Origin of the sequence: Celerinatantimonas sediminis (assembly GCF_046054195.1) — a bacterium.
Lineage (GTDB): Bacteria > Pseudomonadota > Gammaproteobacteria > Enterobacterales > Celerinatantimonadaceae > Celerinatantimonas.
This window is the reverse complement of sequence record NZ_JBEQCS010000002.1, coordinates 226,509-242,502: the sequence shown is the minus strand read 5'-3', so window position 1 is coordinate 242,502 and position 15,994 is coordinate 226,509. Positions and strand designations below refer to the sequence as shown.

12 protein-coding genes are annotated in these 15,994 nt (G+C 44.6%); 6 read left to right on the top strand and 6 right to left on the bottom strand.

Translation table 11 applies throughout. The features are described 5' to 3' along the window. Position 1: 1 nt before the first annotated feature. Positions 2-1,006 (top strand): ABC transporter permease, encoded by a 1,005-nt coding sequence (locus ABTQ23_RS03625; protein ID WP_408614271.1) that lies wholly within the window; start codon positions 2-4, stop codon positions 1,004-1,006. Positions 1,007-1,085: 79 nt separating this feature from the next. Beyond that, entirely contained in the window at positions 1,086-1,904 is an 819-nt protein-coding gene (dapB, locus tag ABTQ23_RS03620; protein WP_408614500.1) for a 4-hydroxy-tetrahydrodipicolinate reductase, read from the top strand. A 76-nt stretch (positions 1,905-1,980) separates the two neighbouring features. On the opposite strand, the gene ABTQ23_RS03615 is transcribed toward dapB, so the two are convergent. From ABTQ23_RS03615 to ABTQ23_RS03590, 6 genes are all read right to left on the bottom strand, one after another. Continuing rightward, the gene (locus tag ABTQ23_RS03615; RefSeq protein WP_408614270.1) at positions 1,981-2,982 is read right to left on the bottom strand and encodes an ABC transporter ATP-binding protein; all 1,002 of its coding nucleotides are present in this window, start codon (positions 2,980-2,982) and stop codon (positions 1,981-1,983) included. Beyond that, entirely contained in the window at positions 2,972-4,003 is a 1,032-nt protein-coding gene (locus ABTQ23_RS03610) for an ABC transporter ATP-binding protein (RefSeq protein ID WP_408614269.1), read from the bottom strand. Before ABTQ23_RS03610 ends, ABTQ23_RS03615 begins: the two co-directional genes overlap by 11 nt. Beyond that, positions 4,003-4,893 (bottom strand): ABC transporter permease, encoded by an 891-nt coding sequence (locus tag ABTQ23_RS03605; protein WP_408614268.1) that lies wholly within the window; start codon positions 4,891-4,893, stop codon positions 4,003-4,005. The genes ABTQ23_RS03610 and ABTQ23_RS03605 overlap by 1 nt, the downstream gene beginning before the upstream one ends. A gap of 8 nt (positions 4,894-4,901) precedes the next feature. Further along, positions 4,902-5,855 carry an ABC transporter permease gene (locus tag ABTQ23_RS03600; protein WP_408614267.1) on the bottom strand — a complete coding sequence of 318 codons (954 nt, stop codon included), beginning with the start codon at positions 5,853-5,855 and terminating at the stop codon, positions 4,902-4,904. A gap of 8 nt (positions 5,856-5,863) precedes the next feature. Then, positions 5,864-7,624, bottom strand: coding sequence for an ABC transporter substrate-binding protein (locus ABTQ23_RS03595; protein WP_408614266.1), 1,761 nt, complete (start codon positions 7,622-7,624; stop codon positions 5,864-5,866). 285 nt (positions 7,625-7,909) lie between these two features. Next, positions 7,910-9,163, bottom strand: a complete 1,254-nt coding sequence (locus tag ABTQ23_RS03590) for a dicarboxylate/amino acid:cation symporter (protein ID WP_408614265.1) — start codon at positions 9,161-9,163, stop codon at positions 7,910-7,912. Between the two features lie 558 nt (positions 9,164-9,721). Here ABTQ23_RS03590 and carA point away from each other — a divergent pair. The 4 genes from carA (at position 9,722) to ABTQ23_RS03570 (ending at position 15,981) form a co-directional block, all read left to right on the top strand. Further along, positions 9,722-10,864 (top strand): glutamine-hydrolyzing carbamoyl-phosphate synthase small subunit, encoded by a 1,143-nt coding sequence (gene carA, locus ABTQ23_RS03585; RefSeq protein WP_408614264.1) that lies wholly within the window; start codon positions 9,722-9,724, stop codon positions 10,862-10,864. An 18-nt stretch (positions 10,865-10,882) separates the two neighbouring features. Beyond that, positions 10,883-14,110, top strand: coding sequence for a carbamoyl-phosphate synthase large subunit (carB, locus tag ABTQ23_RS03580; RefSeq protein WP_408614263.1), 3,228 nt, complete (start codon positions 10,883-10,885; stop codon positions 14,108-14,110). 131 nt (positions 14,111-14,241) lie between these two features. Then, positions 14,242-14,721 (top strand): transcription elongation factor GreA, encoded by a 480-nt coding sequence (greA, locus tag ABTQ23_RS03575; protein ID WP_408614262.1) that lies wholly within the window; start codon positions 14,242-14,244, stop codon positions 14,719-14,721. A 345-nt stretch (positions 14,722-15,066) separates the two neighbouring features. Then, positions 15,067-15,981, top strand: coding sequence for a formate/nitrite transporter family protein (locus ABTQ23_RS03570; RefSeq protein ID WP_408614261.1), 915 nt, complete (start codon positions 15,067-15,069; stop codon positions 15,979-15,981). Positions 15,982-15,994: the final 13 nt, after the last annotated feature.

The following is a 15,994-nucleotide window of genomic DNA, read 5'->3' as shown; positions in this document are numbered from 1 at the left end:
TATGTTCAAAAGAATCTGGGCACTATTTCAAGCTCGTAATATTGAGTCCATCCGCGATCGCAGCTCTTTAATTTGGAATATATTTTTCCCATTAGCTTTATTAGTGGGCTTTTCGGTGTTTTTTTCTGGCCAAGGCAAGGTTCAATATCAGATTGGTGTGGTAGGCCAATGGCAGCAACAAAGTGATTGGCAACCATTGTGGAATACGCCTTATCTAAGCTTTGATCACTATCGCGTGGCAAAGCAGGCAGAAGGCCATTTAGCTCGTCATCAATTGGATTTAGTCGTTGACCCCAGTCATAACCGATATTGGGTAAACCCCAAATCGCCGAAAAGTGTGATGGCTGAAAAAGTACTTGAGGCGGTGGTTAAAGTGCCATTAACCGCCGCGAAACTATCCTCGCAGCCGATTCGTTATGTGGATTGGTTCTTGCCCGGCGTATTGGGAATGAACGTTATGTTTAGCGGGTTGTGGGGCGTTGGCTATGCGATTGTTCGTTACCGCAAAAATGGTGTGCTCAAACGCCTGAGTGCAACTCCAGTGCGCCCCATTGAGTTTTTGTTAGCGCAGGTCTGCTCGCGGTTGGTGCTGATTATGGCCATCACCGTTATTTTATTTATCTGCGCTACGCTATTTTTGCATCTAACGATGCGTGGTAGTGTGCTGGTGTTATTTGTTATATTTATGTTAGGTGCAACATCCATGATTAGTTTAGGATTGTTGCTTGCTAGCCGCTCTAAAAGCGAAGAGTTAACCGCGGGCTTGGTGAATTTAATCTCTTGGCCCATGATGTTTCTTTCGCAGGTTTGGTTTTCCCTGGAAGGGGCGCCGCATTGGTTAAAATATCTTGCGGATCTTTTGCCGTTAACTCAGGTGATTCACAGCGCCCGCCAGCAGATGCTTTATGGAACAATGACCACCACTGATTGGTTGGGGCTTGCCTATGTGGCCGTGTTTACGGTGGTTTGTTTAGCGCTTGGTGCGTGGCGATTTCGTTGGCGCTAGCATTTATCTGAAGATTTATTATAAGAGCTGCCAGAGCAATAAACAGGCAGGTTTTAGCGATTTTTGAAAAAGGAGAAGGATTATGTCGAAGGTGCGCATTGCAATTGTGGGATGTAATGGCCGAATGGGTAAAGTGTTGCAGCAGGCCGTATTAGAACACGAAAGCGCGACTTTAGGTGCAGTGGTTGAGCGTCCTGGCTCTGATACCGTGGGCTTAGATGGCCCAGAATTGGCAGGCCTTGGTAAACAGGGGGTGTTGATTGTTGATAATTTAGATGCCGTTCAAGACAGTGTTGATGTCATTATCGATTTTACTCGTCCAGAAGTGAGTATGAATAATCTACACTGGGCAAAAGCGGCGGGTAAAAAACTCGTGATTGGAACCACTGGTTTCAGTGATGAGCAAAAAGAGCAGATCCGACTCGCTAGCGAAACAACAGCAATTATGATGGCACCCAATATGAGTGTTGGCGTGAACGTGATGCTGCAGCTGCTTAAACTGACAGCCAAAGTGATGGGTGAATATACCGATATTGAAATCACCGAAGCTCACCATCGCCATAAAGTTGATGCGCCATCAGGAACCGCTTTGGCAATGGGTGAAGCGATTGCGGATACTCTGGGTCGCAATCTCAAAGAAGTTGCGGTTTATGGCCGAGAAGGCCACACTGGTGAGCGTGACAGCCAGACCATTGGTTTTTCAACGATTCGCGCTGGTGACATTGTGGGTGAACATACTGCGATGTTCGCTGATATTGGTGAACGCATTGAAATTACCCATAAAGCCTCAAGCCGTATGACTTTTGCTAAAGGTGCGGTGCGAGCAGCGGTTTGGTTAAGTGGCAAAGAAACTGGTTTTTACGATATGAGTGATGTGCTGGGACTCAAACAGCTTTAATCACTTTATATGGATAAATTCCCCTTCATTGGGGAATTTTCCAATCTTGTAGCGCCTTCTGTTATTTGTATCTTAACTATTGCACTAAATGACAGGCAATCTTGTGTGCTTCTGGCGTCTCTTTTTTAGTGGTTAATTGCGGCTGAGATTGCGCGCAGATAGGCTTTGCAAATTGGCAACGAGTTCGAAAAGCACACCCGCTGGGCGGATTAATCGGTGAGGGAACATCGCCGGTTAAGATAATGGCTTTTGATCTCTTATGCGGATTCGGTACCGGAATGGCCGATAGCAGTGATTGAGTGTAAGGGTGGCGAGGATTGCGATAAAGTTCTTCACTGCTTGCTTGCTCGACAATATGGCCCAGATACATCACTGCAACTTCATCACAGATATGCTGAACAACGGCTAAATCATGTGCGATAAAGACAAATGATATGGCTCGCTTGTTTTTAAGATCACTGATTAAATTAAGCACTTGCGCCTGCACCGATACGTCCAGAGCGGAAACTGGCTCGTCGGCGATAATCAACTTGGGCTCGAGCACTAATGCTCGCGCAATACCAATGCGTTGGCGTTGTCCGCCTGAAAATTCGTGAGGATAACGGTTTAAAATCTGTGCTCGAAGTCCAACTTCTTGCATAATTTGCGCAATTTTCTCCTCGCGCTCACGAGGGCTACCCATGCGATGCGTATCCAGTGGCTCGCGTAAAATCTCGTGAATGGTCATTCTTGGACTCAGTGACGCATACGGATCTTGAAAGATAATTTGAATATCTTTGCGCATTTTATTGAGGACTTTGGCCGGCATTGTGGTTAAATCTTCACCCTCTATCAGCACTTGCCCTGATGAAGGTTCAATAAGGCGTAATATGCAGCGGCCTAATGTTGATTTACCGCAGCCAGACTCACCGACAATCCCTAACGTTTTGCCCTTTTGCAGCGTAAATGAGACATCGTTTACAGCATTTAATTGGGCGCGATGACGTTTAAGTAAGCTCTTGCCAATGAGAAATTGTTTACACAAGTGCTTCACCTGTAGCAGTGGTGCTGCCTTATTAGATGGCTCTTTATGATTCATATTGAACCTCGCTGGCATAAAAACAGGCGACTTGATGCCCTAATGGTGCATTTGATGATTTAGGCTCATTCATCACTTCGGTTAATTGCGGGCTTTGCTGGTGGCATTTTTCTTTAGCGTGTGGACATCTTTTGGCAAAAAGGCATCCTTGAGGCAGTTCAAATAAGTCTGGCACCATTCCCTCAACCGTTGGCAAACGCGCTATTTTGGTTTCTCTGATGATGGGAATAGAGCGCAATAATCCTTGTGTGTAGGGATGGTTTGGCCTATCAAAGATGGCATCAATACTGCCTTGCTCAACAATTTCACCACAATACATCACAACAACTCGCTGACAAGTTTCAGCAACAACGCCAAGGTCATGGGTAACTAACACAATAGCCATCTCAAATTCTTGTTTAAGACGCATGAGCTCGCGCATCACCTGTGCTTGGATGGTGACATCTAGCGCTGTGGTCGGCTCATCGGCGAGGAGCAATTTAGGATTACATGATAAGGCCATCGCTATCATCACTCGCTGGCGCATTCCGCCAGAGAGTTCATGTGGATACATATAAATACGCTTTGAGGCAGATGGAATACCAACCTTATCAAGCATCTCTATGGCTCGGTTAAGGGCGGCGCGTTTAGATATTTGATTATGATTGCGAATGACATCAACCATCTGCGTTGATATTTTTAAAACTGGATTGAGAGCCGTCATGGGCTCTTGAAAGATCATCGAGATGTCATTGCCGCGAATTTTTCGATAGGCCTTATCACTGAGCGTTGTAAGCTCTTGGTCTTGAAACTTAATACTGCCATTGACGACTTTTCCCGGTGGCGATGGAATCAGCCCCATGATGGCTAAAGAAGTGACTGATTTGCCGCAACCTGATTCACCTACAATGGCCAGCGTTTCGCCCGGTTGAACTGAAAAGCTGACGTGATTCACAGCTCGAGCCACGCCTTTATCGGTATTAAACTCGACGACTAAATTATTTACTTCAAGCAGTGAAGTGGCGGGGGAGATATGATTCATTACGACACCTTCCTTGGATCGAGTGCATCCTGAAGTGAATCGGAAAACATATTAAAGGCCAATACCAAAACAAACAGCATGCCGGAGGCGGCAAAAAAGTTACTAAAATGGCCCCCGGTGACTTCTGTGCCCGCGGTGGCAAGCATAATGCCCCAGCTCACCCCATTTTTAATGCCAATCCCCAAAAAGCTCAGGATCACTTCACTTTTAATTGCTGAGATAAACAATAACGTCATATCAACCAGCAAAATATGTGAGGTGTTTGGTAATAGATGTTTAAAGATGATTTTGTAGGTTGGTACGCCTAACGCTCGGGCCGCTTCGGTAAATTCCATATTTTTTAGTTTAATCATTTCAGCGCGGATGACTCTGGCTGTACCGGTCCAGAAGGTAATGGTCATGGCCAGATGCATCGAGTAGGGGCTATTGGGCAGCGCAAAAGCAATGGCAGCAACGAGTAAAAAGTAAGGAATACAATCAAGACAATTCATCACCCATTGGAGCAGTTCATCAACAATCGTATTGGTAAAATAGCCCATTAAAGCGCCCATGAGGGCCCCCAGAACCGTGGCTCCGATGGCCACACTAATCCCGACTTCAAATGCTACTTTGGTGCTGTAGATGGCTCGCTCAAAGATATCCTGGCCGTTGATATTGGTTCCAAACCAGTGGGCGGCACTTGGCATTTGGTAGCCGCTGGTCATCATCTGATCCCAGTCTTGTCCTATAACACCTAGCCAAACCAGAACGGCAATGGCCAGATAGATGAGCACAATCATTAAGCTCACCATACCTATTTTATCGTGGATAAACTTGGTGAATGCCTTGCTCCACAGCGACTCGTGAGTGAACTTCTCAGAAGCGGTTATTATTGGTTGTATCTGACTCACAAAGGCTCCTATTTAAGTGAAATCCGCGGATCGACCATTTTGTAGACCACGTCCACAATACAGACCACGATAATAAATAACAGCGTCACAAGAGTAATGACGGCCTTGACTACGGGTAAATCGCCAGTGGTGATGGCGTTATAGGTCGTTAAACCAATGCCGGGAATGCCAAAGAAACTTTCTAAAAGTAGTGACCCGCCAATCAGCACGAATGGAATTGAAAAGATGATCCGCGTAATAATTGGGATCAGTGCATTTTTTAAAATGTGTTTGATTAAAATCCGCATGGGACCATGACCAAATGCTAATGCTGTACGCACATGATCTTTGTTCATCTCTTCGACTAAAATTGCTCGATAGAAGCGGGTACTGTAACCGATTGACACCAATACCGAGCACAGTGTTGGCACACTGATGTAATAAAGGTAGCTGGTAAACGAGTGAACATCCCAGCCATAAACTGGAAACCAATTGAGACCGTAGCTGGAGCAAAATATCAGCTGCATCACAATGATAATGATTAAATACGAGAGGCTCATTCCCACCACTGAAGATGCAATGACTAACTTATCTAACCATTTACCACGGTGGTAGGCGGCAAATAATCCTAAGGCTAGGCTTACTAGGTTGCCGATAATAAAGCCGGGCACGCCAAGTTCTATTGAGATGGGAATGGTTCGCGCCAAAACTGTGGTGACTTTCTCTCCACTTGAATCCGAATAACCGAAATTAAACGTTAACATCTGTTTTAGGTAGTCGTAATAACGCAGCCAGAATGGGTCATCATAGTGCAGTTGATGGTGTATGGCTGCTATTTGCGCGGCAGTTGGGTTTCGCCCTAATAAGTCGTAGGTTTTATCTGGCCCAAAATAGACCATAAGTACGAAACTGATTAACGTCACGCCAAATAGCAGCGGTATTCCATAGCCAAGCTTGCGCAGGCAGTATTTAAGTGTTTGCATCACTAACGCTACTTATGAATCACATCGATATATTTAAATATATCTCCGAGAAAATCATTGATTGGCCATTGAATGACGTTTTTATGCCACAGATAGATATGGGTTCTGGAAAATGAGCCAATTCCGACGCAATCATTGACCAATATCTGGTTCATCTGCTTATAAATCGCAGTGCGTTCAGCGCCAGGTTGGAGCGATTGGGCTTTTTCGTAAAGCGCATTGTATTTAGGATTGTTATAGTTGGCGACATTTGAGCCCGGTGAGCGGAATGGGCCATAAAACATCTGTAACGTATTTTGTGCATCGGGATAATCAAGCCCCCATCCCATTGGTGCTAGCATCGTTTTGCTATTTTTAAGATCGCGGTTAAAGTCCCCAAAGGTTGCATACGTTTTAATTTTAATTTTGTTTTTCGGATAGCCAATTTTAATTAAGTTACCGCGGAACTGTTCATAAAACTGTCTATCTCGAACAGTTGCCATGGACGGAAAATACAACACGGGGAGGTTATGAGCACTCCATCCATATTTTTTTAAAAGCTGCTTGGCGCCTTGAATATCTTGGGTAATTGAGGTGCGGTCCATATTTTTATCAAACCCATCAGTGCCAGGAATGATAAAGCCAGGATATGCATGGCCAAGACCAAGATAGAAGCGATTGATACGCTGGGGCCAGCTAAAGGATTTAATAATTGCGCAGCGTAGTGCTTTATTTTGAGCATTGGTTTTCGGATTTTTGGAAAACCCAAAGTAGTCATTATCAAAGTTAAACAGGTTAAAGACCATCCCCATTTCACGTTTAACTAGATAGTTATATTTTTTAGCATATTCAGGTTTGAGTTTTATCGGATCTTTAGAGGCGAGCACTTCATTCATCTGACTGACATCAACGGCGCCGTTGACAACTTCATTTCCCTTGGTAAATGAGTTCCATGCAGCCGATGGCTCTTGAATCCAATTGACTTCTACACGGTCAACCATCGGCAGGGCTTTACCTTGCAGCTTCTCAGCATCAGAGCGAGATTGCGTTTTAGGGTCATAACCTTCACGTTTGAGATCGAATACCTCATAGCGATAGTTTTTATTACGAACTAACACCGTTTGGGTTGAGTTAGTGGAGACTAGTTTAAACGGGCCACTTCCAACAGGATGGATGGCAAATTCTCGCCCATATTTATCGACCACTTCATGGGCAATGACGCCAGAAAAACCCATAGCGAAAGTATAAAGCAGTTGAGGATATGGTTGCGTCAGCTTGATTTGAATCGTATAGCGGTCAAGCGCTTTGAGTCCGGCGACCGATTTTTGATAATCTGCGCCATCTTTGGCCCACTGGTCTAAACCGACAATTTTCCCCGCCCATAACCATTGCCCTTGCGAGCGCGATTTAGGATCAAAGTTGCGCTTAATTGAGTAGATAAAATCTTGTGCCGTGACTTCGCGCCCTTGGCCATTTTTAAACGCCGGGTCATCCGTAAAATGAACCCCATGTTTAATCTTGATGGTGTAAGTTAATCCATCTTTAGATACTTCTGGCATGCTTTGGGCTAAATCAGGTTCTAACTGATACGGTACTTTAAAATACTTGTATTGATAGAGCGTGTCATAAATGGCGGTGACGATTTCGTTACTATAAAGCGTACCTGCTTGAGCAGGATCTAAGGTGCGAGGGGCACTATCACCAGCATATTTAAGAACTTTAGGCGCTTGAGCAAACGCACTACTTGCGGCCACGATTGCCGCAAGCGGTAATAATTTTAATAAATTCATAAGCACATTCCATGTCATGAAACGGAGCGATTGTTCGAAAATGTCGAGTTTGTAAAACTCCAAGAGCGATTGTCAGTCTCGCTAGAACAATAGTTTTCAGAATTTTATCCTAACTCTATTAAGCAAATTAGTTATTATTATGTCAATAGTGTTTAATGGAAAAATTAAATATTATTATGGGGTTAAGCGGGGGAATTTGCGCGTTGCTTTGATGAGCGAAAATTTGATTGGCACAAATGAGGATAAGCATTCAGCCCAATGAACAGGCTGAATGCTTGGGCCAATCTATAAATCGGCTTGTGAGCTAGAAATTGGCGCAGCGGTTTCAGTAACTAACCCATCTACAATGACTGCAGTTGCTGCATCACCAGTGATATTTAGAGCCGTTCTGATCATGTCGAAAATCCGATCCAGCGCAAATAACAATGGCAATCCTTGAATCGGAATGTTTGCAGCCAGTAACACGGCAACCACCAAAAAGGTTGGGCCGGGTACGCCTGCTTGACCAACTGCGCCGATAGTGGCTGTGGCAATAATGGCGCAATAAGCGCCAAGGCCTAAGTGAACATGGAAAAGTTGGGCGAAAAACATAGCAACTAAACCATAGTAGATTGCTCCACCTGTCATGTTAATGGTTGCGCCCAAAGGCAAGACAAATGATGTGGTTGAGTTCGAAACGTTCAGTTCTTTTTCAACCGTTTCCATATTCACAGGTAAAGTCGCCATCGAAGAGGCGGTCGAAAGCGCCACAACTTGAGGCTTTTTCATGGCCTTAATAAATGCAATTGCTGAGGTCGAGCTGAGCAATTGGACTAACAGTGGATAAATAATAAAGCCAAAAATCGCAATGCCGAGCACAAAGACCCAAAACAGCTGTAGAACATCACTGAGCAGCGAAAATCCGTAGTTACCAACTGCTTTAGCCATCAGTCCAAAAACACCAATCGGGGCGACTAACATGACTTTATTAATCATCCAGATCAACACATCACAAACAGCTTGAATCCCCGCGGTGAGCGGTTCTCTGCGCTCTTTGGGTAATTTAGACAGGCCAATACCGAAAAACATACAAAACACTAAAATTTGAATAATTTTTTCATGGCTCAGTGATTGGAACAGATTGGTGGGGATCATTGCGATAATCGTCGGCCAAAAACCAGCAATTTGCCCTTTGTTGGCATACTGCGTGGAAAAATGGGCATCAATAGCATGAATATCTATCCCTGCTCCTGGGGTAAATATTGCGCCCAATCCTAATGCCAAAGCAACGGCTAACGCTGAAGTAACGGTAAAGAATAATAACGTCGCACCGCCGACTTTACCGGTGTTCGTTCCATTGCCGAGGCTTGCTGAACCCACGATGATGGCAACGACAACCAATGGAATGACCAGCATTTGGATTAAGTTAATAAAGATGGTGCCTAAAGGGGCAAACATTGCCGCCTTAGCCCCCATTAGTGAACCAACTAACGAGCCGATAACCATCGCGATGATGACCTGTACACCGACATTTTTAAAATATTTGCTCTTAAAAAACACAAAAACTCCTAGGAGGGATTTATTTTGATTTTGTTCCGCTTTACCACAGTGTCTTTCTCTTGGTGGAAGTCTCTTCTGGGGTGTGGATATATTTAATAGTGTAAAACGGTTGAAATTTAGCACATAAGCCTAATCAGGAACATGAGTTTCTTTGTATATTAATTAAGGCGGTATTTTATTCGTACATGAGATAGAAAATTCGCTAACAAAAATATGATCTGAGTCGATGATTTGAGCGCAAAATTATGCATTATCCCTGTTAAATGACGACTAAATAGCTTTTTAATGTTCTTTGAAAGGTTGTTGAATAACCATTTCATGGGCATTGATCATTCGTCTAAAAAGTTATATTTTGATTATATATGTAAAAAATTAGCATTTAAATTCAAAGTTCCGAAAAGAATTAATGGCTACTTGTGTGGTAACCGCGGGACAATCAAGGCAAGAAAGAGCTAGATCTTTGCCATTTTCTCGTGTATATTCCGCGCAATTTGCCAAAATTTCATAGCTGAATTTAGATTCAGTTCCACGTGTCGATGCTCTAGTTAGGAGGTTGCCTTGAGCAAGTCAGCATTGCTGGTCTTAGAAGACGGGACCGTTTTTCACGGTACTGCGGTCGGAGCCGGTGGTCATGCCATCGGGGAAGTTGTTTTTAATACTTCGATGACAGGATACCAAGAAATACTTACCGATCCTTCTTATTCCCGCCAAATTGTTACTCTCACTTATCCCCACATTGGAAATTACGGAACCAATCCCGAAGACGAAGAATCCTCCAAAATTGAAGCTTGTGGCCTCGTTATTCGTGATTTACCTCTCCTTGCTAGTAACTTCCGATCTGAACAATCTTTAAGTGAATACCTAAAAGAAAAACAAGTTGTCGCCATTGCTGATATTGATACACGTAAACTGACACGTATTTTACGTGAAAAAGGTGCTCAGCGTGGTTGTATCATTAGTGATGACAATATTGATGCTGAACAAGGATTAGCTCTGGCTAAGCAGTTCAGTGGTCTTAAAGGTATGGATTTAGCCAAAGAAGTTACAACCGATAAATCATACACTTGGCAACAGGGTAGTTGGGAACTTGGCCATGGTTTTAAAGAGCCTGAGTCACTGCCATATCATGTTGTCGCTTACGATTTTGGAGCAAAACGCAATATTCTGCGCTTGCTGGTGGACAGAGGTTGTAAATTAACCGTCGTTCCAGCGCAAACTCCTGCCGAAGAAGTGCTTAAACTGAATCCAGATGGCATCTTTTTATCCAATGGTCCTGGTGACCCAGAGCCTTGCGATTATGCCATTAAAGCTATCCAAGTCTTTTTGGAAAAATCGATTCCTATTTTTGGCATTTGTTTAGGTCACCAGTTACTGGGGCTTGCTAGCGGTGCACATACTGTAAAAATGAAGTTCGGCCACCATGGTGGCAACCACCCGGTGAAAGACTTAAAAGCGAATCGTGTGATGATTACCGCTCAGAACCACGGTTTTGCTGTGGATGGTGATAACCTGCCAGAGTGTCTTGAAGTCACTCACGTGTCATTGTTCGATGGTAGCTTACAGGGGATTCATCGCAAAGATAAACCGGCCTTTAGTTTCCAGGGACACCCAGAAGCAAGCCCGGGCCCACACGATGCAGCGCCATTGTTTGATCACTTTATCGAGTTGATTGAACAACATCGCCAGTCTCTGTCAGCTTAATCGAGGATTGCTCTTACTATGCCAAAACGTAATGATTTAAAAACGATTTTGATTCTAGGTGCTGGCCCGATTGTGATCGGTCAGGCCTGTGAATTTGATTACTCCGGTGCACAGGCGTGTAAAGCGCTGCGCGAGGAAGGGTATCGAGTCGTACTGGTTAACTCAAACCCTGCAACGATTATGACTGACCCAGATATGGCTGATGCAACATATATCGAGCCAATTCATTGGGAAGTTGTTGAACGAATTATTGAAAAAGAACAGCCAGAAGCGATTTTGCCAACCATGGGTGGCCAGACTGCTTTGAACTGCGCATTGGATCTAGAACGTCGTGGTGTGTTAGCCAAATATGGCGTTGAAATGATTGGCGCAACTGCGGATGCGATTGACAAAGCTGAAGACCGCCATCGTTTTGATGAAGCGATGCGCAAGATTGGCTTAGCATGTCCTCGCTCAGGCCTTGCTCATAATATGGATGAAGCCAACGCGGTGCTGGATCAGGTTGGTTTTCCTTGCATCATTCGTCCTTCCTTTACGATGGGCGGTAGCGGTGGCGGGATCGCTTATAATAAAGATGAGTTCGAAGAAATCTGCGCACGCGGGTTAGACTTATCGCCTACCAATGAGTTGCTTATCGATGAAAGCCTCATTGGCTGGAAAGAATATGAAATGGAAGTTATTCGTGACAAAGCGGATAACTGTATCATTGTCTGTTCAATTGAAAACTTTGACCCAATGGGAGTGCACACTGGGGACTCGATTACAGTGGCTCCAGCGCAAACCTTGTCTGATAAAGAATATCAGATTATGCGAAATGCCTCGTTGGCAGTTTTGCGTGAAATTGGTGTTGAAACAGGCGGTTCAAACGTCCAGTTTGGTATCAACCCTGATGATGGTCGAATGGTCATTATTGAGATGAACCCTCGGGTGTCACGCTCATCAGCCTTGGCTTCTAAAGCGACAGGTTTCCCGATTGCTAAAGTTGCGGCAAAACTGGCAGTTGGTTATACGTTGGATGAGTTGCACAACGACATCACCGGTGGTCGTACTCCAGCGTCATTTGAACCATCGATTGATTACGTAGTTACCAAAATTCCACGCTTTAACTTTGAAAAATTCGCAGGATGTAATGATCGCCTGACAACCCAGATGAAATCTGTTGGGGAAGTCATGGCCATTGGTCGTAACCAACAAGAGTCACTGCATAAAGCGTTGCGCGGCTTAGAAGTTGGCGCATCTGGATTTGATCCAAAAGTTGATTTGAGCTCTGAAGATGCGATGAGCGAAATTCGCCATCAATTAATTGATGTCGGCGCTGAACGTATCTGGTATATCGGCGATGCTTTTCGTGCGGGTATGAGTATTGAAGATGTCTTTAAACTGACCAAAATCGACCGTTGGTTCTTAGTTCAGATTGAAGATCTCATCAAAGATGAGCTCGAAGTTGAAAAAGCCGGGTTTGCGGGATTAACCGAGCAGGAACTGCGCCGACTGAAACGTAAAGGCTTTAGCGATTTGCGTCTCGCCGCTTTAACTGGCGTTAGCGAAGGTGAAATTCGCAAATTGCGTCAGCGTCATAGCATTTTGCCAATATACAAACGAGTTGATACTTGTGCGGCTGAGTTTGCCACTGATACAGCTTATATGTACTCAAGCTACGATGATGAGTGCGAAGCAAACCCCTCTGATCGTAAAAAAATCATGGTGATTGGCGGTGGTCCAAACCGGATTGGCCAAGGGATTGAGTTTGACTATTGCTGTGTTCATGCAGCATTGGCCATGCGCGAAGATGGTTATGAAACCATCATGGTCAACTGTAACCCAGAGACGGTTTCAACCGACTACGACACATCTGACCGGTTATATTTTGAACCGATTACCTTAGAAGACGTCTTGGAAATCGTTCGAGTTGAGAAACCTGTCGGTGTAATTGTTCAATACGGTGGGCAGACGCCTCTGAAATTGGCTCGTGATTTAGAAGCTGCGGGTGTGCCAATTATCGGTACGTCACCAGATGCCATCGACCGCGCGGAAGACCGTGAGCGATTCCAGCAGGCTGTACAGCGCCTTGATCTAAAACAGCCACAAAACGCAACTGTTACAACTATTACTGATGCTGTCGCTAAAGCGATGGAGATTGGTTATCCGCTGGTGGTACGCCCGTCGTATGTACTCGGTGGTCGGGCGATGGAAATCGTATACGACGAAGCTGATTTGCGCCGTTACTTTAATGAAGCGGTAAGCGTCTCTAACGAATCGCCAGTGCTCCTTGATCACTTCCTTGACGATGCGATTGAAGTTGATGTCGATGCAGTTTGTGATGGTGAGCTGGTTGTTATCGGCGGGATTATGGAACATATCGAACAGGCTGGGGTGCACTCTGGTGACTCTGCTTGCTCATTGCCACCATACTCGCTGAGCCATGAAATTCAGGATCAAATGCGTGAACAGGTGAAAGCGCTGGCGCTTGAGCTTGGCGTAATTGGCCTGATGAACGTTCAGTTCGCGGTTAAGAAAAACGATATCTACCTGATTGAAGTGAACCCTCGTGCTGCTCGTACGGTCCCATTTGTATCCAAAGCAACTGGCGTGCAATTGGCCAAAATTGCTGCCCGTGTCATGGTCGGTGAGAGTTTAACTCAACAGGGCTTTACCAAAGAGGTCATTCCACCTTACTTCTCAGTGAAAGAAGTGGTCTTGCCATTTAATAAATTCCCAGGTGTTGACCCAATTTTAGGGCCAGAAATGCGCTCAACGGGTGAAGCAATGGGTGTTGGGGAAACCTTCGCGCAGGCTTATGCTAAAGCTGAGTTGGGAATTGGTAATGACAACATGGCGGTCGGTCGAGTACTGTTATCGGTTCGTAATTCAGATAAAAAACGCGTCGTTGACCTTGCTCGTAAACTGCAAGCGTTGGGTTATGATCTTGATGCGACCCATGGTACTGCGGTGGTATTGGGTGAAGCTGGCATTTATCCGCGATTGGTCAATAAAGTCCATGAAGGGCGGCCACATATCCATGACCGGATTAAAAACGGTGAATACACTTATATCGTTAATACAACCGAAGGTCGTAAAGCCATTCACGACTCTAAACAGCTGCGCGCAGCCGCACTGCAGGGTAAAGTGAATTACTCAACCACTCTCAACGGTGCTTTTGCAACCTGTCTTGCACATAATGCTGATAACCGTTCATCAGTAATGTCAATACAGCAGTTGCATCAACGCGTCAAACATCACGAATAAGTGCTGTGACGCTTGAGGGGGGCTTCACCCCCTCGCTGATTCACGGTAAACTAACCGTCAAGTTAATAAAATTCCATCTGGGGAATGGCAACATTCCCCAGATTTTTTGCATTTACAAGAAAGGGCACAACATGAATCAGATCCCAATGACTGTACGAGGCGCGCAAAAACTACGTGAAGAACTCGATTATTTAAAAACCGTTCGCCGCCCTGAAATTACTGCTGCGATCGCAGAAGCTCGTGAGCATGGAGATTTAAAAGAAAATGCTGAGTACCATGCCGCACGCGAACAGCAAGGCTTTTGCGAAGGGCGTGTTCAGGAAATTGAGGCTAAATTATCTAATGTTCAGGTCATTGACGTGAGCAAAATTCCGAATAACGGTAAAGTAATTTTTGGTTCGACCATTTCATTGGTGAATTTAGATACAGAAAAAGAAGTGAAATATCGCATTGTCGGTGATGATGAAGCTGATATTAAACAAAACCTGATTTCAGTTAATTCACCGATTGCTCGCGCGTTAATAGGTAAAGAGCTGGATGACGTGGTTGAAGTAAAAACGCCAGGTGGCGTTGTTGAATACGAAATCACCAATGTAGAATATATTGCATAATTAAGCGGCTTCGGCCGCTTTTTCGTGGATGCCCTTTTTTAACGCCATTTTACATGGCGTTTTTTTATGCCTTTGGTTGGGGTTATGTCGTAATTTCACGCGGATGCGGGAATTTTAAAAGTATCGAACGGCCAAATTCAATTTGAAATTTAGTCAGTGTCTATTAATAATAACTAACTTGATAGACAATAATGGTGTTTGCTTATTTATCATTTTACAGGTTTTAGAGAAAATTGATTTTTAATCACTTTCTTATGCAAAAAAGTTAAATAGCTCTGCTGATTTTTGTAATCGTCATATCAGAGTGTTCACAGTTGCCATGAAACATGAAAATAGGAGACACAGTTGAAACAGACGTATCATCCTGATGCTCATGATCAAAATGAAAGTGAAGGCGAGGAGTCTCGCATTCATACCGGGCGCGAAAAAGAACGCTTGGTTGAAGATAGAGATTATGTGCCAGTTATCATTAAGCGTACTGACCAATCGCGACGTCACCCCGATGACATTTTAGAAAGTGCTATTCATGAAGGGTTAGAACAGTTGCAACGGCCGTTTTTTTCATTGTTCCTTTCCTCCATGGCTGCGGGGTTAATCCTTGGGTTTACCGCAATGTCCGTTGCTATTGTGCAGCGTCAGGTCGATGAAATTCATTGGCTCATTTCTGCTCGGTTAATCACCGCATTTGTTTACCCACTTGGCTTTGTGATGTGCATCATGAGTGGCACACAGTTGTTTACTGAACATACCGCAACTGCGGTTTATCCAGTTCTTGATAGGCGAACGAGTTGGTTAAGGCTGGTTCGATTGTGGGCCATCGTTTTGTTGGGAAATATCGTTGGTGCATTTATTATTGCCTGTCTGCTTGATGCCGCCGAACCGGTTATTCACGCTCACCAAGGATACATCGCGATTGGCCATCATCTGGTTGGATATAGCGCCAGGGCGCTGATTGTCAGTGCGATTTTAGCCGGATGGCTAATGGCGCTGGGTGCGTGGCTCATTATGTCAACGGCTCCGATGCTCTCACAGATAGTTGTGATTTATATTGTGACTTTTGTGATAGGCATTGGTGGTTTGCATCATTCGATTGCCGGATCGGTTGAAATATTTGCCGCTTATTTAATTGGCTCATCATTGAGCTTGGTTGAAGTCGCCCGGTTTATCGCTTTAGCGGTCATTGGGAATCTGATTGGTGGCAGTATTTTTGTGGGTGTGCTTAACTATGCTCATATTCGTAAGACTCAGTCGGTGGAGTGATCCTGCCGACTGA